Origin of the sequence: Candidatus Competibacter phosphatis, from assembly GCF_012939995.1 — a bacterium.
Classification (GTDB): Bacteria; Pseudomonadota; Gammaproteobacteria; order Competibacterales; family Competibacteraceae; genus Competibacter; species Competibacter phosphatis.
The window spans coordinates 45,550-71,060 of record NZ_SPMZ01000016.1 but is presented as its reverse complement, the minus strand read 5'-3'; the positions used below and the strand labels follow the sequence as shown (position 1 = coordinate 71,060).

The 25,511-nt window shown below is 61.1% G+C and carries 28 protein-coding genes and 5 pseudogenes; 28 read left to right on the top strand and 5 right to left on the bottom strand.

Annotation, left to right across the window (positions count from 1 at the left end):
- Positions 1–17: 17 nt before the first annotated feature.
- Positions 18–995: a cation diffusion facilitator family transporter gene (locus E4P82_RS05780; RefSeq protein WP_169248007.1), complete on the top strand. Its 978-nt coding sequence runs from the start codon at positions 18–20 to the stop codon at positions 993–995.
- Here the strand turns inward: E4P82_RS05780 and gyrB are convergent.
- The 4 genes and pseudogenes from gyrB to dnaA form a co-directional block, all read right to left on the bottom strand.
- Positions 992–3,398, bottom strand: a pseudogene (gene gyrB, locus E4P82_RS05775) (DNA topoisomerase (ATP-hydrolyzing) subunit B). The gene E4P82_RS05780 and the pseudogene gyrB overlap by 4 nt on opposite strands.
- 36 nt (positions 3,399–3,434) lie before the next feature.
- Complete coding sequence (gene recF / locus E4P82_RS05770) at positions 3,435–4,523, bottom strand: DNA replication/repair protein RecF (RefSeq protein WP_169248006.1); 1,089 nt, start codon at positions 4,521–4,523, stop codon at positions 3,435–3,437.
- Between the two features lie 62 nt (positions 4,524–4,585).
- Positions 4,586–5,687: pseudogene (gene dnaN / locus E4P82_RS05765) on the bottom strand (DNA polymerase III subunit beta).
- Positions 5,688–6,261: 574 nt separating this feature from the next.
- A pseudogene (gene dnaA / locus E4P82_RS05760) lies at positions 6,262–7,619 on the bottom strand (chromosomal replication initiator protein DnaA).
- Between the two features lie 203 nt (positions 7,620–7,822).
- Here dnaA and rpmH point away from each other — a divergent pair.
- The 27 genes and pseudogenes from rpmH to E4P82_RS05620 all read left to right on the top strand — a co-directional run bounded on the left by rpmH (position 7,823) and on the right by E4P82_RS05620 (position 24,965).
- Positions 7,823–7,957, top strand: a complete 135-nt coding sequence (gene rpmH, locus E4P82_RS05755; protein WP_169248005.1) for a 50S ribosomal protein L34 — start codon at positions 7,823–7,825, stop codon at positions 7,955–7,957.
- Positions 7,958–7,961: 4 nt separating this feature from the next.
- Entirely contained in the window at positions 7,962–8,324 is a 363-nt protein-coding gene (gene rnpA, locus E4P82_RS05750) for a ribonuclease P protein component (RefSeq protein ID WP_169248004.1), read from the top strand.
- On the top strand, positions 8,309–8,539 hold the full coding sequence (gene yidD / locus E4P82_RS05745; RefSeq protein ID WP_169248003.1) for a membrane protein insertion efficiency factor YidD: 231 nt from the start codon (positions 8,309–8,311) through the stop codon (positions 8,537–8,539). The genes rnpA and yidD overlap by 16 nt, the downstream gene beginning before the upstream one ends.
- Positions 8,536–10,329, top strand: coding sequence for a membrane protein insertase YidC (yidC, locus tag E4P82_RS05740; protein ID WP_312914221.1), 1,794 nt, complete (start codon positions 8,536–8,538; stop codon positions 10,327–10,329). The genes yidD and yidC overlap by 4 nt, the downstream gene beginning before the upstream one ends.
- A gap of 86 nt (positions 10,330–10,415) precedes the next feature.
- A pseudogene (gene mnmE, locus E4P82_RS05735) lies at positions 10,416–11,760 on the top strand (tRNA uridine-5-carboxymethylaminomethyl(34) synthesis GTPase MnmE).
- Between the two features lie 245 nt (positions 11,761–12,005).
- Positions 12,006–13,320 (top strand): annotated as a pseudogene (locus E4P82_RS05725) (tyrosine-type recombinase/integrase).
- 215 nt (positions 13,321–13,535) lie between these two features.
- Positions 13,536–14,189 (top strand): protein kinase, encoded by a 654-nt coding sequence (locus E4P82_RS05720; RefSeq protein ID WP_169247999.1) that lies wholly within the window; start codon positions 13,536–13,538, stop codon positions 14,187–14,189.
- A gap of 112 nt (positions 14,190–14,301) precedes the next feature.
- Positions 14,302–14,559 carry a helix-turn-helix transcriptional regulator gene (locus E4P82_RS05715; RefSeq protein WP_169247998.1) on the top strand — a complete coding sequence of 86 codons (258 nt, stop codon included), beginning with the start codon at positions 14,302–14,304 and terminating at the stop codon, positions 14,557–14,559.
- A gap of 494 nt (positions 14,560–15,053) precedes the next feature.
- Entirely contained in the window at positions 15,054–15,263 is a 210-nt protein-coding gene (locus E4P82_RS05710) for a hypothetical protein (protein ID WP_169247997.1), read from the top strand.
- A complete protein-coding gene (locus E4P82_RS05705) occupies positions 15,260–15,487 on the top strand; it encodes a hypothetical protein (protein WP_169247996.1) in 228 nt (75 codons plus the stop codon). The genes E4P82_RS05710 and E4P82_RS05705 overlap by 4 nt, the downstream gene beginning before the upstream one ends.
- 115 nt (positions 15,488–15,602) lie before the next feature.
- Positions 15,603–19,235, top strand: coding sequence for a DUF927 domain-containing protein (locus E4P82_RS05700; RefSeq protein WP_169247995.1), 3,633 nt, complete (start codon positions 15,603–15,605; stop codon positions 19,233–19,235).
- Positions 19,236–19,251: 16 nt separating this feature from the next.
- A complete protein-coding gene (locus tag E4P82_RS05695) occupies positions 19,252–19,596 on the top strand; it encodes a hypothetical protein (protein WP_211203041.1) in 345 nt (114 codons plus the stop codon).
- A gap of 57 nt (positions 19,597–19,653) precedes the next feature.
- Entirely contained in the window at positions 19,654–20,184 is a 531-nt protein-coding gene (locus E4P82_RS05690; RefSeq protein ID WP_169247993.1) for a DUF3102 domain-containing protein, read from the top strand.
- Complete coding sequence (locus E4P82_RS05685) at positions 20,150–20,449, top strand: hypothetical protein (protein ID WP_169247992.1); 300 nt, start codon at positions 20,150–20,152, stop codon at positions 20,447–20,449. The genes E4P82_RS05690 and E4P82_RS05685 overlap by 35 nt, the downstream gene beginning before the upstream one ends.
- 83 nt (positions 20,450–20,532) lie before the next feature.
- Positions 20,533–21,078, top strand: a complete 546-nt coding sequence (locus tag E4P82_RS05680; RefSeq protein WP_169247991.1) for a hypothetical protein — start codon at positions 20,533–20,535, stop codon at positions 21,076–21,078.
- A 36-nt stretch (positions 21,079–21,114) separates the two neighbouring features.
- Positions 21,115–21,744: a hypothetical protein gene (locus tag E4P82_RS05675; protein WP_169247990.1), complete on the top strand. Its 630-nt coding sequence runs from the start codon at positions 21,115–21,117 to the stop codon at positions 21,742–21,744.
- Between the two features lie 71 nt (positions 21,745–21,815).
- Positions 21,816–22,067 (top strand): hypothetical protein, encoded by a 252-nt coding sequence (locus E4P82_RS05670; protein WP_169247989.1) that lies wholly within the window; start codon positions 21,816–21,818, stop codon positions 22,065–22,067.
- 66 nt (positions 22,068–22,133) lie between these two features.
- Positions 22,134–22,388 carry a hypothetical protein gene (locus E4P82_RS05665; RefSeq protein WP_169247988.1) on the top strand — a complete coding sequence of 85 codons (255 nt, stop codon included), beginning with the start codon at positions 22,134–22,136 and terminating at the stop codon, positions 22,386–22,388.
- Positions 22,385–22,582: a hypothetical protein gene (locus E4P82_RS05660; RefSeq protein WP_169247987.1), complete on the top strand. Its 198-nt coding sequence runs from the start codon at positions 22,385–22,387 to the stop codon at positions 22,580–22,582. The genes E4P82_RS05665 and E4P82_RS05660 overlap by 4 nt, the downstream gene beginning before the upstream one ends.
- Positions 22,555–22,782, top strand: coding sequence for a hypothetical protein (locus tag E4P82_RS05655; RefSeq protein ID WP_211203040.1), 228 nt, complete (start codon positions 22,555–22,557; stop codon positions 22,780–22,782). The genes E4P82_RS05660 and E4P82_RS05655 overlap by 28 nt, the downstream gene beginning before the upstream one ends.
- A gap of 156 nt (positions 22,783–22,938) precedes the next feature.
- Positions 22,939–23,307 carry a hypothetical protein gene (locus tag E4P82_RS05650; RefSeq protein WP_169247985.1) on the top strand — a complete coding sequence of 123 codons (369 nt, stop codon included), beginning with the start codon at positions 22,939–22,941 and terminating at the stop codon, positions 23,305–23,307.
- A 56-nt stretch (positions 23,308–23,363) separates the two neighbouring features.
- The gene (locus E4P82_RS05645; RefSeq protein ID WP_169247984.1) at positions 23,364–23,645 is read left to right on the top strand and encodes a hypothetical protein; all 282 of its coding nucleotides are present in this window, start codon (positions 23,364–23,366) and stop codon (positions 23,643–23,645) included.
- A 14-nt stretch (positions 23,646–23,659) separates the two neighbouring features.
- Positions 23,660–23,830, top strand: a complete 171-nt coding sequence (locus E4P82_RS05640) for a hypothetical protein (RefSeq protein ID WP_169247983.1) — start codon at positions 23,660–23,662, stop codon at positions 23,828–23,830.
- 2 nt (positions 23,831–23,832) lie between these two features.
- A complete protein-coding gene (locus tag E4P82_RS22760) occupies positions 23,833–23,955 on the top strand; it encodes a hypothetical protein (RefSeq protein WP_281383651.1) in 123 nt (40 codons plus the stop codon).
- A gap of 63 nt (positions 23,956–24,018) precedes the next feature.
- Complete coding sequence (locus E4P82_RS05630; protein WP_169247982.1) at positions 24,019–24,240, top strand: DUF1902 domain-containing protein; 222 nt, start codon at positions 24,019–24,021, stop codon at positions 24,238–24,240.
- Positions 24,240–24,434 carry a type II toxin-antitoxin system HicA family toxin gene (locus E4P82_RS05625; protein ID WP_169247981.1) on the top strand — a complete coding sequence of 65 codons (195 nt, stop codon included), beginning with the start codon at positions 24,240–24,242 and terminating at the stop codon, positions 24,432–24,434. The genes E4P82_RS05630 and E4P82_RS05625 overlap by 1 nt, the downstream gene beginning before the upstream one ends.
- Before the next feature lie 96 nt (positions 24,435–24,530).
- Positions 24,531–24,965, top strand: a complete 435-nt coding sequence (locus E4P82_RS05620) for a hypothetical protein (protein ID WP_169247980.1) — start codon at positions 24,531–24,533, stop codon at positions 24,963–24,965.
- Here the strand turns inward: E4P82_RS05620 and E4P82_RS05615 are convergent.
- Positions 24,951–25,124 carry a hypothetical protein gene (locus tag E4P82_RS05615; protein ID WP_169247979.1) on the bottom strand — a complete coding sequence of 58 codons (174 nt, stop codon included), beginning with the start codon at positions 25,122–25,124 and terminating at the stop codon, positions 24,951–24,953. The genes E4P82_RS05620 and E4P82_RS05615 overlap by 15 nt on opposite strands.
- Positions 25,125–25,511 lie beyond the last annotated feature (387 nt).

Genomic DNA, 25,511 nt, shown 5'->3' with positions numbered 1-25,511 from the left:
TGGACCACACGTCTCCCATGCATACTCAATCCCACGCGCATTCTCACTCTCATCGTCACTGCGAAACCGCCGGTCGCATGCTGTGGATCGCGGCCGCCATCACGCTGGCGTATGCCGGGGTGGAGGCTGGGGTGGGTTGGTGGGCGGGATCGCTGGCGTTGGTGGCCGATGCGGGCCACATGGTCAACGACGCCGGCGCGCTCACGCTGGCCGCCGCCGCCGCCTGGCTGGCCCGGCGACCAGTCTCGACCCGACACAGCTATGGGTTTGGTCGCGCCGAATTTCTGGCGGCCTTGGTCAATAGCGGCGCCATGCTGGCACTAGTGACCTGGCTGGCCATCTCCGCGATGCAACGGCTGCGCGACCCTCAGGCCGTCGTCGGCGAGGCCGTATCGCTGGCCGCCGCCGTCGGGCTGGCGATCAACCTGCTAGTGGCCTGGCTGCTCAGTCGCGGGGAGCGGAATCTCAATACCCGCGCGGCGTTGCTGCACGTCCTGGGAGATGTGCTGGGCTCGATGGCTGCCCTGCTGTCCGGCATCGTGATCGCCCTCACCGGCTGGACACCCATCGATCCGCTGCTCTCGCTGGGCATCGGCGCGCTAGTTCTGTTCTCCAGTCTGCGCCTACTGCGCGAAGCCCTGCACGGACTGATGGAAGGCACGCCGCTTGATCTGGCACTGGAAGAAGTGGGCCAGTCCCTGGCCTGCCTGCCTGGCGTGATATCGGTGCACGACCTGCATATCTGGAGCGTGGCCCCGGAAAAGGTCATGCTCTCGGCTCATCTGCTGGTGCGGGATCTACGCCAATGGGAAACGGTGCTCGATGCTTGCCTCGCCCTGCTCGACGAACGATTCGGCATCCACCACGTCACCCTGCAACCGGAACCCATGGCGCGGACGGTGCACTGGCTGGACGTGCGGGGCGGGCAAGCCATCGCCACCGGCGGTCCGGGAAAAAGCCACCATGTCTCCCAGCCACCCGCCAACACCGGTTAGATGTCCAGATTGAGCACGTCCAAGGCGTTCTGTTCGATAAAATCCCGTCGCGGTTCGACCTGATCGCCCATCAGCGTGGTGAACACTTCGTCGGCGGCGATGGCATCCTCGATACGTACTTGCAACAGGCGACGGGTGTCTGGATTCATGGTGGTTTCCCACAACTGATCCGGGTTCATCTCGCCCAAGCCTTTGTAGCGTTGGATGTGCTGACCGCGCTTGGCTTCTTCCAGCAGCCACACCATGGCCTGGTTGAAACTCCGTACTGACTGGCCGCGCTCGCCGCGCCGCACTTCCGCGCCCCGGTCGAACCCCCCCGCCAGCTTGGCGCCAAACCGGGCGAGACTGGCGTACTCGTGGGAAGTGAAGAATTCCGCAGTCAGCGGGATTCGCCGCGCCAGACTATGGGTGCGGCGGGTGATGGTCACACTATGAGTCCCGTCCTCTTCCGGCGGTTCGATGGCGGCCTCGTAAACCGAACGGACTCCCGACCCGTCGTTCAGCCGCGCCACCAGCCTTTCGGCCCATCCTCGCAAGGCATCGCCGTCGCGCAGTCGTTCGCCGTCCAGCGCCGGTTGATAAACCAGTTGTTCCAGCAGTGCGCCGTCGTAGCGCCGAGACAAACGCTGGATCAGCGCCATGACCCGCATGTGCTCGCGGGCCAATTCTTCCAATGCGGCGCCGCTCAGCGGCGGGGCATCCGACCCGACCGTCAGCGCCGCGCCGTCCAGCGCCGTTTGCAGCAGGCTGGTCGAGAGTTCCCCTTCGTCCTTGACGTACTGCTCCTGCTTGCCCTTCTTGATCTTGTACAGCGGCGGCTGGGCGATGTAGATATGCCCGCGCTCGATCAATTCGGGCATCTGCCGATAGAAAAAACGTCAACAACAGGGTACGGATGTGAGAGCCGTCGACATCGGCATCGGTCATCAAAATGACCCGGTAATAGCGTAGCTTGTCTGGATTGAACTCCTCGCGGCCGATGCCGCAGCCCAGCGCGGTGATCAGCGTGCCGACCTCCACCGAAGCCAGCATCTTGTCGAAACGGGCCTTTTCCACGTTCAGGATCTTGCCCTTCAGCGGCAGGATCGCCTGGAAACGCCGATCGCGGCCCTGCTTGGCGGAACCGCCGGCGGAATCACCCTCGACCAGAAACAGCTCCGACAACGCCGGGTCCTTTTCCTGGCAGTCGGCCAATTTCCCCGGCAGGCCGGCGATGTCCAGCGCGCCCTTGCGCCGGGTCATCTCGCGGGCGCGGCGGGCGGCCTCGCGGGCGCGGGCGGCATCGATGATCTTGCTGGTGATGGCCCGGGCCTCGCTGGGATTCTCCAACAGAAATTCCTGCAGCTTTTCCGTGACCACCGCCTCGATTGCCGGCTTGACCTCGGACGACACCAGCTTGTCCTTGGTCTGCGACGAGAACTTGGGATCGTGCAGCTTGACCGACAGCACCGCGGTCAGACCCTCGCGGGCATCGTCGCCACTGGTCTCGACCTTGGCCTTCTTGAGAATCCCTTCCGCGTCCATGTACTGGTTCAGGGTGCGGGTCAACCCGCCGCGCAGGCCCGCCAGATGAGCGCCGCCATCGCGCTGTGGAATGTTGTTGGTGAAGCAGAACACGTTTTCCTGGTAGGAATCGTTCCATTGCATCGCCAATTCGATCTGGATATCGTCGCGGGTGGTGTTCAGATAAAACACATCGTCGTGCAGCGGTGTCTTATTGCGATTCAGGTGTTCAACGAAGGCTTTGATGCCCCCCTGATACTCGAAGCTGTCTTCCTTGCCGGTGCGCTCGTCGCGCAGCCGAATGCGGACGCCGGAGTTCAGAAACGACAGCTCACGCAACCGCTTGGCCAGGACGTCGTAGTGGAAGTCGATGTTGCTGAAGATGGCGCCGGGCTTGAAGCGGATTTCGGTGCCGGTCTGGTCGGTCTCGCCGATCACCCGCAGCGGCGCCAGCGGTGTGCCGAGGTGGTAATCCTGCTGGTGGACCTTGCCGTCGCGGCGGATGGTCAGACGCAGCGAGTCGGACAGGGCGTTGACCACCGACACGCCGACCCCGTGCAGGCCGCCGGAAACCTTGTAGGAGCGATCGTCGAACTTGCCGCCGGCGTGCAGCACGGTCATGATCACCTCGGCGGCGGAACGACCCTTGGAATGCTCGTCGGTGGGAATGCCACGGCCGTTGTCCGTCACCGTCACCGCCTCGTCGGCGTGAACCGTCACACTGATCTCGGTGCAATAACCGGCCAGCGCCTCGTCGATCGCGTTGTCCACCACCTCGAACACCATGTGGTGCAAACCGGTGCCGTCATCGGTATCGCCGATGTACATGCCGGGCCGCTTGCGGACCGCGTCCAGCCCTTCCAGGACCGTGATGCTCGATGAGGTGTACGACTGGTTCATGACTCCCGCTTCCTGAATGCCGCAAAAGACGCGGGATTATATCATTTCGCGTACATCGCCGCCCGTCAGACCGAAGGTCTTCGCCGCGCGCCAGGGCGCAATATCCAGCAATCCCGGCTCGATAGCGGTGACAAACAACTGCGCGTCCAGTTCCGCCAGGGTCCGCGACACCCGAGCCCGGTTTCCGGGATCCAGTTCCGCCGGCAGATCGTCGATCAGCAGAATGCAGGCATCGCCGAGGTGGCGGTGGTACAACTCCGCCTGCGCCAGCAACAGCGCGATCGTCAGCAGCTTCTGCTGACCGCGAGAGAGTGCCGCGCCGGGCGGCTGGCTGGCGACCCGGAGCGTGAAATCGGCCCGATGCGGCCCCGACCGGGTATGGCCCTGCTGACGATCCGAACCGCGACCGGCGCGCAACCACACCGCGAAATCCCGTTCTGACGGCTCCAGAGGCCAGCCACGGCGATAATCGACGCCGACCCTTTCCTTGCCCAGGGTACGGGCCGCCAATGGCTCCAAGACGCCTTCCAGGGCCGTACAGAAGGCATCGCGCAGCCGGTCGAGGATCGCGGCCGCCGCCGCCAGCTCGCCATCCCAGGCATCCACCGCCCGGTCGGCGGCTCCGGCCCGCAAGGCGGCGTTACGATGGCGCAGGGCCGTCTCGTAGCGCCGCCAAGCGTCGATGAAGGTCGGTTCGGCGTGAAACAGACCCCAGTCCATGAAGCGCCGCCGCTGACGCGGCCCGTCTTCCAGCAGTCGGTGGCTGTCGGGATTGAGCAGCAGTACCGGCACCTGCCGAGCCAACTCCGCCAGCGAGCGGGTTGGTGCGCCGTCGATGCGGATGGCCAGCTCCTGCGGGCCGCGTTCGATGCCGACCGGTCGCCGCCGACCGTCGCCGCCGTCCAGCATCGCCACCACCCGAAACCAGGGCGCATCGGTCTGAATCAACTCTCGCTGCTGGCGGGCGCGGAACGAACGGCCGCGACCCAGAACGTACAACGCCTCCAGCAGGCTGGTCTTGCCGGAGGCGTTGGGACCGACCAGCAGGTTCAGGCCGGGCGAACAGTCGATCCGAACCGGCCGCAGGTTGCGAAACCCGGTAATATCAAGGCTAGCGACCCGCATGGCGGCCCTAGCGCGCCGCCCCTGGAGCGCCGCTCACCGGCCCCTGACCCCGCTGTCCTGCATCAGAGCCGCATCGGCATGATGACATGCTTGCCGCCGCTGCCATCGGCTTCCTCGATCAGACAACTGCTGGCGGAGTCGGAAAAGGACAGCTTGGCCAGCTCGCCGCCCAGCGCGCCCAGCGCGTCGAGCAAATACGTCACGTTGAAACCAACCTCCAGCGGGCCGCCGCTGTAGTTGATCTCGACTTCCTCCTCGGCCTCTTCCTGCTCGGAATTTTGCGCCTGCGCCCGCAGGATCCAGTCTTCCAGTTGCAGGCGCACGCCCTGGGTCTTGTCGCTGAGTACGATGCCGGCCCGCGCCAGCGCGCCGCGCAGCACCAGCCGGTCGGCGATCACCACCCGGTCGCCTTCGCTGGGGATCACGCGCTGGTAATCGGGGAACTTGCCCTCGATCAGCTTGGAGGTCAGGCAGACGTCACCCAGCACCAGTCGGATATGGTTGGCGCCGATCCGGATCGTCGCTTCAACCTCGTTGTCGCCCAGCAAGCGCAGCAATTCCAGCACACCCTTGCGCGGCACGATCACCTGGCGGGTTTCCGCCACGTCGACTTCGGCATGTAGTTCCTGGAACGCCAGCCGGTGGCCGTCAGTGGCGACCAGTCGTAGCACGCCGGGACTGACTTCCAGCAGCAGACCGTTGAGGTAGTAGCGCACGTCCTGTTGGGCCATGGCGAAATGGGTACGCTCGATCAGGCTGCGCAGAATGCCTTGCGGCAGGCGGATATCACCTTCGAACGGTAAGTCCTCCAGGGTGGGGAAATCGCCGGCCGGCAGGGTGGATCAGGGTAAAACGGCTGCGGCCGCAGCGCACGGTGGCCTTGTCACCCTCGACGCTCAGCGTCACGCTGGCATCGTCCGGTAGGGCGCGCAGGATGTCGTGCAGCCTACGGGCCGGGAGGGTGGTCTCGCCCGGCGTCTCCACTTGCAGTTCGACCCGAACGGACAGTTCCATTTCCAGATCGGTGGTGGTCAGGGTCAGTTCCCGCTCCCGCGCTGACACCAGCACGTTGGTCAGGATCGGCAGCGTCTGCCGACGTTCGACCGCGCCGATCACATGTTGCAGCGGTTTGAGCAGTTGCTCGCGCTTGGCTTCCAGTTTCATCGAAGTTCTCCGGTATGCCTGTTCGTTCGGTCTCCACCGTGTTCGAGCGGGTAGACCCTATTTCCTACTTGGCCATAGGGTAAATAAAATTTTGCCTGTCCGCACGACCTGATTTTCGCGGCGCTCCAACAATAGAGAAGATCTTATATATATTTAAAAGATTATTATTATTAGGGAGAGCATTTTCTGTGGATAACTTTTTTTTTGTTATTAAAAATAAATCACATACATTGATTTTTCCTGTGGATAAGTCTGTGGATGAAATGTGGATAAGTCGATTCTCCTGTGGATAACTTTTTTTTGGGCAAAAAGTTATCCACAAAGTTATCCACAGATTTTGCCGACTTATCCACAGAAACGGCCGACTTATCCACAAAGTTATCCACAGGGTATTTTTGGTTTATATAGAAAGTTCACGAAAAAAATTGTCAATTTCATGGATTTTATCCAATAAATGATATTTATTATTTTGATTTTGATGGAATTATTATAAATAAAAATTGAGTTTAAAAGCTAATTAACGGGTCTTGGAAAGTTATTCAACTTATCCACAGAGCTTATCCACAGGGATTTTCTAGTTAGTCAGCGTCGATAGCAAATTAGTGTAATCGTCATGGATCTGCGGGTCACTGTGCTGGAGTTCCCGCACCCTCCGGCAGGCGTGCAGGACGGTGGTGTGATCCCGCCCGCCGAACGCCTCGCCGATCTCCGGCAGGCTGAGCGCGGTCAGTTCCTTGGTCAGCGCCATCGCGATCTGCCGGGGGCGGGACAGGACACGCAACCGGCTGTTGGACAGCAGCTCGCCGATGGTGATTTTGTAATAATCCGCCACGGTTCGTTGGATGTTTTCGATGGTGACCAGCTTGTCTTGCAGCGTCAGCAGATCGCTCAAAACTTCCTTGGCGAAAGCAGGGTAATGGGCCTGCCGGTGAACTGGGCGTTGGCGTAGACCCGTCGCAGCGCGCCTTCCAGTTCGCGGACGTTGGAGCGGATACGCTGAGCGATGAAGAAGGCGACTTCGTCGGGCAGCCCAAGTTGAATCTGTTCGGCCTTGCTCTTGAGGATCGCTACCCGGGTTTCCAGTTCCGGCGGCTCGACCGCCACGGTCAGACCGGAACCGAAGCGCGACTTGAGTCGGTCTTCCAGGCCGGCGACTTCCTTGGGGTAGCGATCGCAGGTCAGGATCACCTGCTGGCGGCTTTCCAGCAGGCTGTTGAAGGTGTAGAAGAACTCTTCCTGGGAGCGCTCCTTGCCGGCCAGAAACTGCACGTCGTCGATCAGCAAGGCATCCAATACCCGATAGCGGCGCTTGAACTCGTTGATCGCGTTATGTTGCAGGGAGCGCACCATGTCGGCGACGAAATACTCGCAATTTTGGTAGACCACCTGGGCGCTGGCATCGCGTGCGCGCAGCATGTTGCCGACGGCGTGGATGAGGTGGGTCTTGCCCAAACCGGTGCCACCGTAAATAAACAACGGATTATAAGCCTTGCCGGGATTTTGCGTGACTTGCAGGCAGGCGGCTCGGGCAATCTGGTTGGAATTACCCTCGACGAAAGTGGTAAAGGTGAAATCCGGGTTGAGCGCCCCGCTCTTGAGCAGCTCGTTGGCGTCGATGGTCGGCCCGGCGGACGGCTCGGCCGGAGGCGCTTCCTCATCTTGAGTCGCCGCCGGCTCGACTTGGGCGGCGCCGCTGCCGATTTCCAGCAGCACTTCCGGCGATTGTTCGGGGCGCAACTGTTCCAGTACGGTCTTGATCTGTGTCAGATGGTGTTTCTTGACCCAGTCGAGCACAAAGCGATTCGGCGCGAGCAGGTGCAGGCCGCTGTTGTCCTCTCGGGCATGCAGCGGTCGAATCCAGGTATTCAACTGAGGTTCCGATAATTCGCGTTCCAGACATTTCAGGCACGCTTTCCACAACTCGTGGTCCACAGGCAGTCCTCCTGGCGGCACCTTAGGCGGAATTGCTCAGTCTAGTGAGTCGCCGATGGCTTATCCACCACTTATCCACAGGCGCGACGTCGATCGCAGGCTGCGTAGTGCTTGACAAATTTATCTCTTGATCAGTAAGTTTCGCGTTTGCGGTAAAAACCGCAAACCGGTTTGCCTCGCAAGTATCTTTAAGGAACCACGACATGAAGCGGACTTTCCAGCCTAGCAACATCCACCGCAAGCGTACCCACGGGTTTCGCGCCCGCATGGCCACCCGGGGTGGCCGCTTGGTTATCAAGGCGCGTCGCGCCAAGGGCCGCGCCCGGCTGGCGCCCTGACTCCATGGCCGGTGGCGCGCGCTTTTCGCGCCGCGCCCGGTTGACCGGCCGGAAAGCCTTTACCGGCGTGTTCGCCCGGCCGGTCAAATCCAGCGACCGCTATTTCACCGTGCTTGCCCGCCCCAACGATTTGCCTTATCCCCGCCTGGGCCTGGCCATCTCCCGCAAGGTCGCGAAATCCGCCGTGGCGCGCAACCGCCTCAAGCGATTGGTGCGCGAAAGTTTCCGACACCACCAGCCAGGGATCGGCGGGTGGGACTGCGTGGTCATGGGCCGCGTCGGCGCGGCGGAGCAGGGCAACGCGATCCTGTTTGCCTCGCTGCAACGGCACTGGCGGAGGTTCGCGCGGCCATGCGCACTATCCTGATCGTCCTGATTCGCGGCTACCAACTTCTGCTCAGTCCATTGTTGGGCAACCACTGCCGTTTTTATCCGAGCTGTTCCCAGTATGCCCGCGAGGCCATCGAGCGCCATGGCGCCCTGCGCGGCGGTTGGCTGGCGATCCGGCGCGTGCTGCGCTGCCATCCCTGGCATCCGGGTGGCGTCGATCCTGTTCCCGAACCTGTCCAGAAGGACCGATGATGGAAAACCAACGTTTGTTGCTGGGCGCCGCCATGGCGTTCGTGCTGTTTCTGCTGTGGCAGAATTGGCTGGAATTCCAGGCCAAGAAGCATCCGCCGCCGGCGCCACCGGTGGCCACCACGCCAGCCGGTGCGACCGGTCTCACCGACCCCACGGGATCCACCCTGCCGGCGCTGAAGCCCGGCGAGGACGTACCGGTCGCCGGGCCGGCGGTGAGCGCGGGACCTCAAGCCCTCGGCGGCGGCCAGCGGGTGCGGGTCGTCACCGACATGTTCGAGGCCGAAATCGATACCCTGGGCGGCGACCTACGCCGGGTCGGGCTGCGCACCTATCCGGAATCGGTGCAGCAGCCGGACCAACCCTTTCAGTTGCTCAAGGATAGCGGAGCGGACATTTTCATCGCCCAGTCCGGTTTGCTGGCGCTGAACGACGCGCCCGCGCCCAATCATTACGCGCAGTTTAGCGCCGAACAGGACGAATACCGGCTGGCGGACGGTCAGGATACGCTGGAAGTGCGGCTGAACTGGTCGGACCCGTCCGGTTTGAAGGTGGTCAAGACTTACACGTTCCGCCGCGGCAGTTTCCTGGTGGAACTGAACCATCGGGTGGAAAACAACAGCGCCGACGATTGGCAGGGTAGTCAGTACCGCCAGTTGCAGCGCACGCCGCCACACAAGGCCAACAGCTACTTTGGCGGCGGCGTGGTGACCTATACCGGCGCGGTGATTTCCACACCCGAACAGCGCTACGAGAAGATTTCCTTCAGCGACATGGACAAAAAGGAGCTGAACCAGTCGGTCAAGGATGGTTGGGTCGCCATGATCCAGCATTACTTTCTCGGTGCGTGGCTGCCGAATCCGGGCGAGACCGACGATTTCTACACTCGGGTGGTCGGCGGCAACCGCTATGTGGTGGGGATGCGCGGCGCGGTGCAGGCCGTGCCAGCCGGCGCGACCGGCGATTTCCACACCCGCCTGTACGTGGGTCCCAAGTTGCCGAGCGTGCTGGAGGAAATCGCGCCCAACCTGCAACTGACCGTGGACTACGGGAAGTTGACCATCATCGCCGAGCCGTTGTTCTGGCTGCTGAAATGGATTCACGCCATCGTCGGCAATTGGGGTTGGGCGATCATCTTTCTTACCATCCTGATCAAACTGGCGTTCTACAAGCTGTCGGAGACCAGCTATCGCTCAATGGCCAACATGCGCCGGTTGGCACCGGAACTGACCCGGCTCAAGGAGCTGTACGGCGACGACAAGCAGAAGATGAACGAAGCGATGATGGGCCTGTACAAAAAGGAGAAGGTCAATCCGCTGGGGGGCTGCCTGCCGATTCTGGTACAGATTCCGGTGTTCATCGCCCTGTACTGGGTGTTGGTGGAAAGCGTGCAGTTGCGTCAGGCGCCGTTCATGTTCTGGATCAGGGACATGTCGATTCCAGACCCGTACTACGTGCTGCCACTGATCATGGGCGTCACCATGTTCGCCCAACAGAAACTGAGTCCGGCGCCACCCGATCCGATTCAAGCCAAGGTGATGATGGCGCTGCCGATCGTGTTCACTTTCATGTTCCTGTGGTTCCCGTCCGGGCTGGTGTTGTACTGGGTGGTGAACAACATGCTGTCCATTGCCCAACAGTGGGTCATTACCAAGCGGGTGGAATCGGGTGCCGACGCTGCGGCGCTCAAGGCCAAGTCCGGATCGGGGCTCGGCGAGCAGGCCAAGAAACTGTTGACGCTCGCCAAGCAGGCCTTGCCCGATTCGAAGAATCCCGGTAAGCGCAAGAAATAATGGTGTCACAAGCCGCTACCCACCCCAACCCTCCTCGGCAGGGAGGGAAGGAGTGTCGTTTCCGCTCTCCTTGAGGGAGAGGGAGCATGACCGCCACCATCGCCGCCATCGCCACCCCGCCTGGTCGGGGCGGCATTGGCGTGATTCGGGTGTCCGGGCCGGCGGTTCCCGCCATTGCCGCAGCGGTATGCGGCGACTTGCCCCCGCCGCGACAAGCCATGTTCCGCCGGTTTCGCGCGGGCGATGGTACGGTGCTCGACGAAGGTATTGTCCTTTATTTCCCCGCGCCACGTTCCTTCACCGGCGAGGACGTGCTGGAACTTCAGGGTCACGGCGGGCCGGTGGTTATGGATTTACTGTTGGCGCGGCTGTTGGAACTCGGTGCGTGGCCAGCTCGACCCGGTGAATTTTCCGAACGAGCCTTTCTCAACGATAAACTCGACTTGGCTCAAGCCGAGGCGGTTGCCGATCTGATCGCCAGCGATACCGCCGCCGCCGCTCGCGCCGCCTTGCGTTCCTTGCAAGGCGAGTTCTCCCGGCAAGTGCGAAGTCTGGTCGAGGGTTTGATCGAGTTGCGCATCTATGTCGAAGCGGCGATCGACTTCCCCGAGGAGGAGATCGACTTTCTCGCCGACGGGGTTGTCGCCGGGCGCTTGCAGGATCTGCGGGAGCGCCTGGGCGAGCTGCAAGCCGCTGCCGGCCAGGGTCGCTTGTTGCGCGACGGCATGACCGTGGTGATCGCTGGCCGGCCGAATGCCGGCAAATCCAGCCTGCTGAACCATCTGGCCGGGCGCGAGGCGGCCATCGTCACCGCCGTGCCCGGCACCACCCGCGACGTGCTGCGCGAACAGATCAGCATCGACGGCATGCCGTTGCATGTGATCGATACGGCTGGTTTACGCGACAGTGACGACCCGATCGAACGAGAGGGTATCCGCCGCGCCTGGCACGAGATCGCCGCCGCCGATCGGATTCTGATGGTGGTGGATGATCGCCTGGGATTGACGGTTGAAGAGCGCAAGTTGCGAGAGCGGTTGCCGGCGGACACACCAGTGACGGTGATTTACAACAAGATCGATCTGACCGGCCGGACGCCCGTGGTTCGAGACGGTGAGTGGGGCGGCGAAATTCCATTGTCGGCCAAGACCGAGGCAGGCTTGGATCTGCTGCGCGAACACCTCAGGACTTGCATGGGGTATCACGGTGGTGGGGAGGGAACCTTCATGGCTCGCCGCCGCCATCTGGAGGCATTGGCGCGAGCGGCGGCGGCATTGGCGCGGGCGGCGGATCAATTGGAGATTTATCGCGCCGGCGAACTGATCGCCGAGGAATTGCGCGAGGCTCAGAATGCACTTTCGGAAATTACCGGGGAGTTTACGTCCGAGGATCTGCTATCACGGATTTTTAGCAGTTTTTTGCATCGGAAAATAGCGAGGCTTCCGGTATGTTCCGAAGCGTTCCGCAAAACACCCCATAAGCCCGCTTAAATACGGGCTTTTTTTGTTATGCACAATGCTTGTATGTTCCGCAGCAATCCGCTTATATGTGTGCCCATATTTGTGCCCAAGATGAAAAGCGGTGTGCCCAAGGCAAGGCGGTGATGTGCCCAAGGCGAAATGGTGTGCCCAAGATGAAGCCGTTTTTCACGGGTACACGCCACGGCGGAAGGGGGAATGATGGCGCTGTCGGATACCAAGCTGCGGAAGCTGAAACCTGCTGACAAGGCCTATCAGGAAGCCGATGAGGGCGGGCTGTTCGTGGAAGTCATGCCCGGCGGCGCGAAGGTATGGCGGCTGCGCTACCGGCTGGCGGGCAAGCAGGAAAAAATCACGCTCGGGGATTACCCGGCCTATTCGTTGGCCGAAGCCCGAACATGGCGGGACGATGGCAAGGCGCTGATCGGTCGTGGCCTGTCCCCGATGGCCTTGCGGCGCGGCGATGCAATCCCCCGAGGATGCCGCCCCCGCCGTCAAGGAACTGGCGCAAGCCTTTATCCGTGAATGGTGTTTGAAAACCCGCGAGAAAGCGAAGATCAAGGAGAAGACGGCAAGGGAAGCCGACACGGTGGAAGCCTTCGCCCGGCGTTGGTATGCCGAAATCGCCGAACCGAACAACAGCAATCCCCGCAACATCAAGCGCGTGCTGGAAAAGGATGTGATTCCGGCCATCGGCGCGAAGCAGATTGCCGATGTGACCGTGACCGATGTGCTGGCGATTACCGACCGCATCAAGGCGCGAGGCGCCGATCAAATGGCCCTCCAAACCCGCAACGTGCTGAAACGGCTGTTTGCTTATGCGATTGCGCGCGAGAAGGTGACGTTTAACCCGGCGGCGGCCATTGAGGCGAAATTTATTGCAACCGCCAAAAGTCGGGACGTGGCTTTAACACCCGATGAAATTGGGAAGCTGCTACGGGCAATCTATCAGTCCAGCATGAAGCGGGCGCACAAGCTGGCGCTGCATCTATTGATTTTGTGCATGGTGCGTAAATCGGAATTGATCGAAGCCCGATGGGAAGAAATCGACTTCGATAAAGCCGAATGGGCGATTCCCGGCGAACGCATGAAAAAAGACAAGCCGCATCTAGTTCCATTGTCTCGGCAAGCCGTGGCGATGTACGAGGAATTGAAGGGATTGGCGAGCGATTCCGAATGGGTGTTTCCCAGCCGAGGAAGTCTCAAAAAACCGATAGCCCATAGCACACTGAATGTTGCCGTGCGGGCCTTGGAATTCGATGCGCGGAATTTTGTAATCCATGATTTCCGGCGGACAGCGTCAACGCACTTGCATGAAGCCGGGTTTAATTCGGATTGGATCGAAAAGGCGCTGGCTCACGAAATGAAGGGAATCCGGGGTGTTTATAACCGGGCGCAGTATGCTGAACAGCGGCGGGAAATGTTGCAATGGTGGGCTGACTTTGTGGATAGCCAGATTGAGGAAGGGCGAAAGGTGATTATTGGTCGCTTTGGTAAAGCGTACCGGGCGGTATAATTGATTTGCCGCGCCTAGCCCGACGGGGCGAAAACCGGGTTCCCTTGCCCGGCTGGCGCGGCTTCTGATTCAAGGGCCGCGCAAAAGGGGCGCCATGAAAAAAAACTTGGGAAAATGATCGTTGCGACAATGCTCTATCTTACTACTCCATCTATCCGGTTCCAGTAGCGGCGGCGCTTTGGTGCGGCATTCCGCCGGATGAGGTTCAGGAGTATTTGAGCCAATCATCCGAAGTATTTCCTGCCGTCTATCGGCATCCCTTCATTAAATGCCTTGAGCCGCGATGCCGGGCGCTACACGAAGCTATTGAAAGTGGTGCATTACCAGTAAACCGCGAAAATGGCGGTTCCCTCAATGGATCAAAAGAGCATGTCGCACCAGGGCGGCGGCATGTAACTCGAACAAACCTCAAAGAATGGATCGCCAGAGAATTTCCGTCAGACAAGCCGGAATTTCTGTTTGATGAAATCGAGCGCAAGACTCATTCGGCGATCAATACTGACGCCTTCCTGGCCTTGCAGGCTGATTGTGACGCGGCGCGGGCGGAACTGAAAGAAGCGGCGAAATGGGCGGAGGAAATCACCCGCGAAATGGATGCTATGCGCGGTGAGCGTGATTCATTACGGGCGATGGTGGAAAAGCAGAATGCACCCGGCGAGCGAGCCGAGACAACCTATCTGAACATTATCGGCGCAATGCTCACGTTGATGCTGGGCAAGACACCAACGGGCGAACCACAATCCATTTTCGATAATCAATCGGTGATCATTGCCGCGCTACTCGAACACTTTGATAAGAAGCCGGGCATATCGGCGCGGACCCTGGAGGATAAGTTTGCAGCGGCAAAGCGCAGCTTGACCGCGACTTGAGTCTTACCGCAATTGCGGAAACCGCAACCGCAGTTGCGGTGATTTAGGAAAGTATGCCGCTTACTGTGCAGCCATGCCGGCATGTTCCGGCGAATGCTACAGAGTAACGAGCATGGCCGCGCAACTTAAAGAGGCGCTAGCGCGCCTAACCATCCTTCGACGTAAGCAAGTCGAAGCTCGCACCGGGCTTACCCGTTCGACCATCTACGCCAAGCTGAGGCGTAACCCCAAACGGCCAAGCGACTACGATCCGAGTTTCCCAAGACCGGTATCGATCGGAACGAAGGCCGTCGGCTGGATCGAGGCCGAGGTTGAAGCCTGGATTGGCGCCCAAATCGAGAAAAGCCGCCGTCAAGGGGAGGCCGCGTGAACGCCTCTTGCACCGCGCTCCGTCCCGGCCTATCCTTCCAGTCGGCGCCTAGGAAACGCCAGATAGAGCGGTCAACCGTCCCCGAAAGCGATGGTATTTTTATGCCTGGAATCCGCCCGGATTTCGGCTGTTGTAGTCAGCCAGTCTCCGCAATGCTGGGGCTGGCGGGATGCGCGTTCCGTAAGGCCGCGCGCCGCTCTCTATCGCGGTTTCCTAGCCCCGCCAGTTCCCGGCACCACGCCGGTTCGTTCTTGAACTGCTTGGAGACTGATCATGTCTGGTAACACCATTTCCGTAGATCCCCGCATCGTCACCCCATTGGCTTGTTTCCCCGGCGATCTTTCCCGCTACCCCAAAGACACCCTTCATCGAGTAGCGATCACGCTCGACCTCTTGAGCGAGCTTCTCGGTAATTACAACGGCGAAGCGACTTGCTTGGATCGGATGACCACCGGTTTGCCCTATCCGCGCAGCTATCCAACGTGGCTGGAGTATTGGAAGCACTGGGCGAGGTTTTGCAAATCCGCACGCCGATGAAGCGCGAGAACGAGGTCATCATCGAATTCGCTTCGGATGAGCTTGAAAAGCTCACGATTCTGGCCGCGCGGAAACAAAAATCGATCCACGACACCATTCAAGGAATCGTCATCGAATCGCTACGGGCATGCGATCCAGGCCGGCGGAACGGGGAGGGCGCGAAATGACCGCGACCCCCTTCGAGGAATTTCTGACGGCGTTCGAAGCTGGCTCGCTAGCTGCCCGTTCGAGCGACATTGACTGGATTTTGGCCAAATCGGACGACAGCGACATAGCTGTCGCCGACCCCGATGAACTCGCGGCCAAGGCAGGTATCACGCCCGAGCAGTCTGCCCGTTTGAAGCGCGCCGTTACCGAAGCGATGGACTACCGCGCGACCAAAAACGACTAAGGCCAGCCCCGAGTAACTCCGAGACTGGCCTCAGCGGTCATGCCGAAATGAAAGCGCAGCAGGATCTTATCACGGGCATGGTCGCGAGTCAGTCTCGCATTGCGAGCTTTGATCCATGCACGCCACTTTTACAATGATCACCGCTGCTCAGCCGCCACGGCTGAGCAAACTCTTCAACCTCGATCCGAAAACGAACCAACTCGGCAAATTCGCTGGCGGCCAGCTTGCCGAGGGTGAGGCCCGCAAAATGACCGCGACGGTCGCGGAATTCGCGGATCTGCTGACGCGGCTAAACCCGTCGCAAGCGCTGTGTTACGGGGTAAATGGTCATGAACGCGCCCGCGTTCTCAGCCGCGACCGACTGAAAAACGCCCCGCCCGTCGATGCGAACGAAGTCCCGATCATCAGTCGCACTCGGCAGCACATGGGGTTCCCGTCCGACACACCGGGCGTGCTGATGATCGACCACGATCCGAGCGAGCACGGCCCACGGTTCACGGCTGGTGACGGATCCGACCTGCTCGCCACGCTCGCGAAAGTCGCGCCCGGCATCGCCGACGCGCCCACACTGTGGCGCCCTTCGGCGTCTTCCTGTATCTGGCGAACCGACGCCGAAGGCAATCCAGTTGAAGAACTGAAAGGTATCGGCGGGCAGAGGCTTTATCTGTTCGTCCGTGACGCCAGCGATATAGCGCGCGCCGGCAGGGCATTGTTCGAACGCTTGTGGCTAACGCCGGACTTCGGCTGGATGCAGGTCGGTGGGGCGGGGCAACTGCTGATGCGCAGCATCGTGGATGCGTCGGTCTGGCAGCCCGAGCGCTTGGATTTCTGCGGTGGGGCTGCCTGCGGGGCAAGCCTTGTCCAGCGACTCCCCGACCCCATCGCTCGCAACGGCGATGCGGATTTTCTGGATACCCGGACCGCGATTCCGGATCTGGCTGTTTTCGAGCGTGAACGGTTCAAAAAACTGGTCCGCAGTAGAGAGTCGGAACTGCGGCAAGAATCCCAGCGCGTCCGTGAGGCTTGGGTGGCGGCCAAGGTCGATCAACGCACGGCGCAATGGATCGCCGACACCGAACGGACGGAGGAGCCCGACAACGGCGACGCGGCTACCGAAATCCTCATCGCCAAACGTAAGTTGCAGGCCACTTACGAGGCCGCGCTTGCCCAGCGCGGCCTTCTGCGCGCCGATTTCGACCTGACTGTGTTCGAAAACAGCGCGCCAGTGATGGTGACCGTGCGCGAGGTGCTGACCGACCCGCAGCGCTTCAACGAACGGGAAACCCTCGACCCGTTGGAACCCGACTACGACGGCGGCCGCGCCGTGGGCTGGCTCAACTTGAATGCGGACCCGCCCGAGTTGTTCAGTCAGGCCCACGGTGGGCAGCGGTTCGAACTGGTGGGTGATCCGCCCGTTGAGGTCCAGGGCGCGAAAGATCACCCCGCGTGGGAGAGTGCCCGCGAGCACATCGCCGGGTTGGAACTCGAACCGGTCGCGAGGGGTACCGCGCTGGACTTGCTGAAGATCGCCCGCGTCGTTCCGGCCGACGCGAAGCACGGCGAACGGTCGGCGGAGTGGCTAGTCGCGAGCGCCGTTAAAAATGAAATGAGCGGGGACGTCGCCGCGTGGGGGGGCGGATTGCCCGGCCTTCGACGCCGCCCGCGTCATCGTCGATGCTTGGGCGACCGCAAACCAACGACCGAAGGCCCTGGCGCTATTCAAGCGCGGAAAACCCACCACGCCCGGCGCCAGAGGCGGGAAGGCGTGGGTATCGGCTCGCTGCGTAGGGCAGCCCAAACGGAGAACGAAAATCAATCATATGAGGGGGGAGAGCCAGATTTTGCAGGTTACACGGGTTACGAGGATACAAAGCTGAATGGAAAGGAGAAAGCAAGTAACCCAGTATTAAAAGAAGAGGTTACAAGGTTACAAGATAGTAAGATTCCCTATTACTTCATGATTTTGCCCGATGGCTCCCAGATCGGGGGGTTGGGTCGCAAGGATGAATGCAAGCACGGCAAAGCCCCAAGGGGGCCAGGTCTTTGGTATGTCCACGTTGGGAACGTACCCACGCCCGACGGCGGCATGACGCGGCAATACTTTGCGCCGGAGTGGATCAGCGCCCCCTTCGAAGTGCTCGCCACGGCGGACGACGGACGCGGGCATGGCTACGCCGTGGCGCTCAAATTCACCGCTCTGCACGGACAAACCCACGTCTGGACACTGCCCCGCGCGCTGCTGGTTACCGATGGCCGCGAGATTCTCCAGCGCCTATACGACATGGGCTTCAGGGCGACGGATAACCCGGCCCACGCCAATAAACACATCCGCGCCTATCTGAATCGCGCGCGTCCCGAGAAGCGCGCGGTGGCCACGGTCAAGACCGGTTGGACTCAGGGAGTGTTCGTGCTCCCGGATGCCGTGTTCGGGCAGGGTGACGACGAGGTGTTCTATCGGTCCGACGATCCGAGCCCATCGCCCTATTCGCTCGCCGGAACCCTCGATGGCTGGCGCGATGAGGTGGCGCGCGCCGTCGAGGGTTTTGACGTCCCGGTGTTCGCATTGAGCGCGGCCTTTGCCCCGCCCTTGCTGGACCTGTTGAACGTGCAATCCGGAGGGCTGCACTTCATGGGTACTTCGACCACCGGTAAGACTACCTCGCAAAACTGGGCGCTGTCGGTCTGGGGCAAACCGCAAAATCTGCGGCGAAGCTGGCACGGCACGCGCGCCGGCTTCGAGATGACCGCCGCCACGCACTGCGATTCAGTGCTGATGCTGGACGAAATCGGGCAAGCCGATCCGCGCGAGATCGGCGATTTGATCTACATGATCTTCAACGAGGCCGGCCGGATGCGCGGAACCGCCCGTCTGACCGCGCGCGCTTTGCCGCGCTGGCAACTGATTCTGTTGTCTTCGGGCGAAAAATCCCTGCAGCAGATGATGCAGGATGCCGGCAAGGTGCCGATGGCTGGTCAAGAGTTGCGGCTGTTGCACATTCCGGTCGATGCCGGCGATGGCTGCGGGATTTTGAATGGGCTTGCCGATTCCGACGCCCGATCCGCCTTGATCAGGGAAGTCAACGTCGCTGTCTCCCGGCACCATGGTCACCCGATACGGGCGTTCCTTGATCGTTTGACCCGGCGCGAGACGGTGGCGACGACTCCCAACGCGGCGAACCACCTGACGCAATTCGTGGACGCCATGACGCGCGGCAGCATAAGCGACGAAGTCAAGCGCGGGGCGCAGCGTTTCGCCATGGTCGGTTACGCGGGCGAGCTGGCATCCGATTGGGGAATCACAGGCTGGGAGCCCGGTCGAGCCCGAAGCGCGGCGGAAACGCTGTTTCGGCGCTGGCTGGCGACTTGGGGCACGGCAGCGCGCCACGACGAAACCGTGTTTCTTGAGCATCTGGAGGTCTGGCTATCCGGTAATCGACCAGGCCGCTTTGCCGAAGTCGATCCGGTCACGCTCGCCACACTCCAGGCGGCCGAACGCGCCATGACTTCGATGCGCCCGTTCTTCGGTTACGTCGCCGCCACGCCCGAGGGCTGGCGGTATTTTCTGAACGCGGCCGGTTGGCAAGACCTCACCAAGGGCGTCTCGCGCGACCTGGCCATCGATACGCTCCTTGCCACCGGGCGCCTGGAAAAGGATCCACGAGGGACGAAGGGAAAGCTGGTTCGGGTTGGTGACCGATCGAGCCCTGGACGGTATTACATCGTTCGCGAGGGCGGCGACCATGCTTAGCGATCGATGGCTGAAATTGAGCCAACCCACAGAGTCACTCGATACCGCCGGTCAGGCCATGAAGGCGTCAAGACCGATTGAGCAAAACCTGTCTGTGCCCGCGCCCAAGAGCCGCCCGGACGCCCCGGCGGGCGATTGGCGGACCAACACCACCCCACCGCCCGCACCCGTGCCCGAGGTGCGCTGTTCCACCTGCCGCCACGCCCAGCCCGCCACGCCCGGCGATCCCTGGTCCTGGCACTTATGCACCGCCGGCGCTGACCGCGCGCATGGTTGGGGCATGGCGGCACGGCGCTGCGGACGGTGGGAGAGCCGAGAAAGCCATCCGCCAAGGCGTCGAGCAGAAACGATTGCGCCCTGAAATCAGAGAAAGCACCTATCAAATCTTCAAGGTGGTGGGCGGGCTATGAGCGATATAATGCAGGCGGGGTTCGATTACGAGGTACTGCCGGTTGAAATAGCAGTGAAGTCCAGGGCGGCAGCGGAACGGATCAAGCTCAGACTCAAGCGCACCGTGGAGGACATCATCGAAATTGGCCGGGAATTGATGGCGATCAAGGCCGAATTACCCCACGGCCAGTTCTTGCCCTGGATCGCGGCTGAATTTGAGATGAGCCGACAGACTGCCGACAACTTCACGTCTGTATATGAGCGCTTTGGAAATGGGAAATTGCCAATTTTTAGCAGTTTCAAGCCATCAATCCTCTACGCTCTTTCCGCCCCATCCACGCCAGAATCCGTCATTGACCGCGCCATCGAAAAAGCCGAAACCGGCGACAAGGTGACGGTTGCCGACGTGAAGCAGTGGAAGGAGGCAGCGCAAGCCGCATCCCAACGCGCCGAAGAATTCCGGCAAGAATCCAATGAGCGCCGCAAGACTATCCGCGAACTCGAAACGCAAATCGATCTGCGAATTGACCGGCGCCGAACGCAAGGCTTTTGCGGTTGAGGTGGGGCGGCTCATTCTCAAATTGAAAGAAAATTCCAACTGCGACCAAATTCCAGATTGGAATAGCACATGGCTGTTGGAATTAGCCGATAAGTCTGGAATGGGGAAATCCAGCATCTACAACTGGTGGTCCGCCTTCTGCCGAGAAACAGGCTTGTCAATCACACCCAGGCAGGCCAGTGACGAACATCGGAATGCCTTTTTTGCCTGGCTGGATGCGCAAAAGCAGGCCGCTCACCGTGGAATGAAAATCGCCCCGGCTTAAAATGAAACTTACTGAAAAAACGGTTGCAAATAAAAGTTCTCGGTGTTACACCGATAACCAATGTTAATGACGGGATTTTGCTTATGAAAACCCAATCTCATTCCGCCGACTCGGATCAGGACGAACCGGATGTTCGGCTCAACTTCCCGATTCCGGCCGACGTTCACGCCGCGCTCAAAGTCGAGGCGTTTCGAAAAAAAGACGACCTTGCGAGGGCTATTGGTCGCCAAGTTGAGCGAGGCCGCCGAACTCGAACGCATTCGAGGAATTTCGTGATGGATGCCGATTGCTGTCGCCTGTGCGGCGACGTGATCGATGCGAATGGCGGGGATGGTTTATGCAGCGAGTGCTACTTCAGCAATGCCGATGTTGAGTGGCTTGCCGAGCATTACCCCCACCTGCTCGCTGATGACGCCGACGATTCCGCCGACGATCCCAAACCGCGCCGCAATCCACATTCCCAGAGGTCACACCACCATGCCCAAAGGCCAAAATCAACCTACCACGCCGCCACTATGGTCGGGCCTCACCGTGACCAATCCGCCCACGACGCCCGAGGCGATGGACGCGATGTTGGTCAGCCTCATTCAGCAATTTGCCATGCAATTGGCGGCATGGCGGGGCAGTAGGTTGACCGACATAACTCTCAAAATGGAGCCGCTTCAATGATGGACATCCCTATCGAGTTCCAATGGTCACTCCATGCCGCCCAGCCGACCGCGCCGTTTAACTACCTCCGAGCGGGAATGAGCGCCCGCCAACTGAACGCCGCCGCCAAGACGGCGCGGCTGGCCAAGGAGCGGGAGCACGCGCGCTGGTCCCGCGAGTTGGAAGCGGCCGGCAAGGAGGCGGTCCAACTCGCTCAGATCGCTCACCTCAAGCGACCGGGCCAGCCGTGGGACCCGGACAAACTCATGGCGCGGCAAGCAACTCGCGTCAATGTGCTTCGCCATAAGGTCGGCCTGGCGTCAACCCCACCGCTGCCGGGGACCACGCTACGCCGCCGGGAACCGCCGCGTTCCCCGGAAAGCCGCGCGGTGCTGGCCAAGGTGCGTCTGTTCGAGGCGCGCATCGCCGAACGTGAGGCCGCCGCCACTTCGCGCCGTGCCGAGGCCGCGCTGGCGGCCAGCCGGGAACCGCCGCCCAAGGCGTGGCTCGTTGGAGTCGAGCCCTTCGATTTCATCGGGAAAGAGCCGTGCCAACTAAAGCTGACATGGGGCAATGGCGAGCGCATGTGGACCACCCACGAGCGGACCGAGTTCGGGGAGCGAATCTTGGCCGAAGGTCGGGCATAACCCTCTTGCCGGTCGAGCGCATCCTCTTCGCCGGCCGGCCCTTTTATCTCGTTATCTCGTCGGGAGACGACATGATGTTTACGTTTGAGAGTGAAGAGCACGCCCGCGAAATCCAGGCGTGGCTAACCGCCGAGGATCGGGACAGCCAGCCCATGCCCGAACCGTGCAAGACAACCTGGTGTAACTTTTGCCAGAACTGGTACGGCCGCGATTTCAGCCAGCGCCGCGCCGTGTGGGAGAGGCGCAATTCGGAACGTGACAAGCCCCGCCTGGCGGCCTTCCGCGCCACGCACCCGCGCCTGTTTCAGCAGGTCCAGGCATAACCCTTTTTGCTGGCCGGGTTCATCCTCTTGCCGCGCCGGCCCTTTTATCTCGTCGGGAGACGATACATGCCTACCAACAACAAGCCTTGGGACCTTGGCGGTTCTTGCTGGGATGATCACACCAGAGCGATTCACGCCTGGAACGGTTCAGATACGAATCCACTCCCCGCGCCCTGCGAGCGATCAGGTTGCGGTTTTTGTGAACCGTGGTACGGCGTGGAGATCGGCCCACCACGCATCGCCGCTTGGCGCCGCCGCAATGCCGAGCGCGGCACGCCCAAGACCGGCAAAGTCTCCGTCTTTGAGCGGCTCGTGGGATGAGCCCGCGTCCCGGTGTGCACCTGCCCACCCTGGCCCAACTGACCGGTGTGCCCGAATCCACCCTGCGGAACCGTCTTGCTCGAAACGGCGGCAACCTGGCCCAGGCTGTCAGTCAGCCGACCTGCTCGAAACAGGCGGCCGGGCGGATCGGCGCCAAGCGGAGTCCGTGGCGGTATCCGTCATGCGGCAACTGACGGGCGCCGAGCGCTTCCCGATCAAACGGGACGGCCGGTTGGTTCGTGTGCGGCTGGACCGAATGGGATGGTATGAGGTCCTGTGCCTGGCGAATGCTCACCGGCTGGCGGGCGACGAGGACACGGCTGAATCCCTGTTCGACTATCAAGCGCGCCTGCCGCGTGAACCGGTTGAACCGTCGGATCCGAGCGCCGCGTGAACGCCCGCCGGCCATGGGGGGAGGGGGGGTCTTCAATTTTTCACCCTCGCCCCCCTTGGAAGATGCCCGGTAGTCAAATTTTTTTGCCGACAGTTGAATGGTTTCAGGTTGTTTCATGCGTGATACGGGCTAAACCCAGCTAGAGCGTCAAATATCATGCCAAATCCTCGCAAACCCAAGATTGTCAGGCTTTCAGGCCGCCATTACGAAACGCCCCGTCCCGTGGACCGTCCCGAATGCCCGCCCGATCTATATGGCGATGCCAAGGCGGTGTTTGACGAACTGGTCAAGGCCATGCCGGACGGCGTGGCCGCCAAATCCGACAGCCTGTTCATCGGCCTGCTGGCACAGTTGATTGTTGAGTATCGCCGCGACCCGGCCAACTTTCCGGCCGTGCGCTTGAATGCCATGCGGGTGATGCTTTCCGAACTGGGCATGACGCCCAAGGCGCGGCGGCAACTCGAACTGGTGCCGGACCGGAAAGACAATCCGTTCGCTGAAATCGACCGGTTGCGTGGGGCGTAGCGCGGCCGTCTTCCCGCCCAGGTCGTTCACTGGTCACCGGTGCGCCGGCCCGCCGCGTGGCCGGCAACCTGGCTGGCCAGCGTGATTTGCCGTCGCTCAGGTCGGTCGCCAGCACCGTGCAAGCGCCACCCAGCGGGGCGTTCAAGCCGGCCGCCGTGATCAACCCTGCCCGCCGGCCCGCCGTGATCAACCGTCAAGGGCGTGCCCCAAGCGGTCACGGTAGCCGCCACGGTTGGCCCGCCGACCTGAGCGATGTCGAGGTGCCTGGCGCCGCTGGTGGTTCGAGCCCTGACCGGCTGTCCAGGCAAAACTGGATATTGTTTGTAACCGGTTACTAGGCTAGGATAGATACATGGCCAAGACCCGCAGTGAAATCACCGAAGATTACCGCTCGCGGATCCGCGAACGAGGCCACGCCCGCGTGGAAGTCCTTGTGCCCGCCGCCCGTGTTCCCGAACTGAAGGAACTGGCTCGCCAGTGGCGGGCCGAAGCGCGGCGAAAGACGCCAATCCAGGATCGCTAGCCATGACCGCCGACACCGAGAATCTGGTGCTCGACCACTTGCGCCATATCCGTGCCCGTGTCGATCAGATTGCCGACACGGCGACGAAACCGCTGCCCGGCAACAAATCACCATCGACCGGCTGACCGCCCGCGTGGAACGCGTCGAGCGCCGATTGGAGTTGAGCGAATCACCCAGGGGAACCGACCATGCTTGAGATTGCCGCGCAATGGGACGATGAGGCCGAGGTGTGGATAGCCACCAGTGAGGATGTGCCTGGCCTGTGCGTGGAAGCGAGTACCTTCGACGAGTTGGTGGACGTGGCAATGGAATTGACGCCGGAACTTCTTGAATTGAATCACGTAGAGATTTCAGGTCCGGTATCCCTCCACATTACCGCTGAACGGACGATGACGGCGAAGGCCGCTTGATGGCGGCAATGTATGCGGACCTCGTAAAGCACCTCAAGACCCATGGATGCTGGATGGTTCGCACCGGGAAAGGAAGCCACGAAATTTGGTACAGCCCAATCAATGGGAGGACGTTTACGGTTCCGCGCTCGCTGGCATCCGTGCCGCTGGCCAACGCGATACTGAAGCAAGCCGGTCTACCCAAGGCATTTTGAATTCCCCCGAATTCGGGGGGTTTGCGCCCGGCAAGGCGTCTTGCACACGCCTTGCCGGACTTCCCACGGCACACCCTTTGAAGAGGAGGGCACGCCATGAGCAACACCCATTCTATCCCGTCCGTCGCGTCTTTCGACGCCAACCCGCGCTGCATCCTGCCCGACGCAATCATCGATCCGGTATCGGACGAACTCCAAGCCATCGAGAACCTGGCGGAACGGTTGCGCGGCCATGCCGAGGGCCATGTTCATGCGAATGACCCCCGCACGCTGGACCAACTCGACTTGCTGGCCTGTTCCATCGGTATCGTTCGAATCGCGGAAGGCTTGGGGCGGCGCGTTGAATCACTGCGGGAACCGTACAGCCGGCGCAACGAAATCGCCCTGGAACTCACCCAAGCCGAGGCAAATAGCTTGAAGCGCATCGCCGCCGAATGGGGCGTGGACGAAGGAATCGCTGTCGGGCGCATTGTGATGGAGGAATTACAGCGCCGCTTCGGACTGTCGGGAGGGCCGTCAAAGGCTGCTTGACGGTAGCCGATCCGCGCGTTCGCCGGCTGGCGGTGCGATCCACACCACGGTGGCGCCGCTGGCGGTGAACGCGCGATGATCGAGCCCCGCCGGCATGTCCGGGGTTTTTTGTGTCTGGCGACGGGCGAAATCCACCCCTCCCAAGCCGCTTGCCGCCATGCCCTTGTGCGTATTTATTATTTATTTTCAATCTGTTAAGAGAAACACCCGGACTGGCGCCGTAACCCGCAAACAGGCTGGGTTACAGCCGTAACCTGTGTTTTTATGATAAAAATCAATAACGTAACGCTGTAACCGCTGTAACCTCAAAAAACAATAGGGAGACCCCCCTGCGATGGGATCGCCGGTGGCCAGCCAAGGTCCGCATGACCCGCCAAGGTTGGGATGGTTGCCATGGTTGGGATGTTTCGACCGGTCTGATGAATTTCGCACCACGGCCTATGCAAGGTTCTGGTTTCGAGCCACGCCATTCGGTGAAACCTCAAAAAATGTGCCCAAAATTGTGCCCATGCCTCAATTATTGAATGATTCAACCCAGTGGCCAAG